Annotated in this window: 1 protein-coding gene; it reads left to right on the top strand. The window is 68.2% G+C overall.

The genetic code is table 11. The annotated features are described in order from the left end of the window. Positions 1-255, top strand: a 255-nt coding sequence (locus ARTB_RS21495; protein ID WP_243182289.1) for a transposase, incomplete at both ends; no start/stop codon positions are given.

The following is a 255-nucleotide window of genomic DNA, read 5'->3' as shown; positions in this document are numbered from 1 at the left end:
CCGGGCCGTCACAGATCTACCGGGCATCGGGTCTGTCCCCCACCCAGTACGAATCGGCAGGCAAACGACGCGACGGATCCATCAGCAGGGAAGGCAACGTGGCCCTACGCCGGGCCTTGATCGATCTGGGCATGGGGCTCTGGTTCAACGACGCGCCCAGCCGGACCTACGCCGCGGCGCTCAGGACCAGAGGCAAGCACGGCGGCGTCATCGCCTGCGCGATGGCGCACCGCGCATCACGGATCGCCTACGCCA

Source organism: Arthrobacter humicola, from assembly GCF_022803015.1.
In the GTDB taxonomy this organism is placed as follows: Bacteria; Actinomycetota; Actinomycetes; order Actinomycetales; family Micrococcaceae; genus Arthrobacter; species Arthrobacter humicola_A.
The sequence above is the reverse complement of the archived record's forward strand: the minus strand, read 5'-3'. Positions and strand labels throughout refer to the sequence as shown.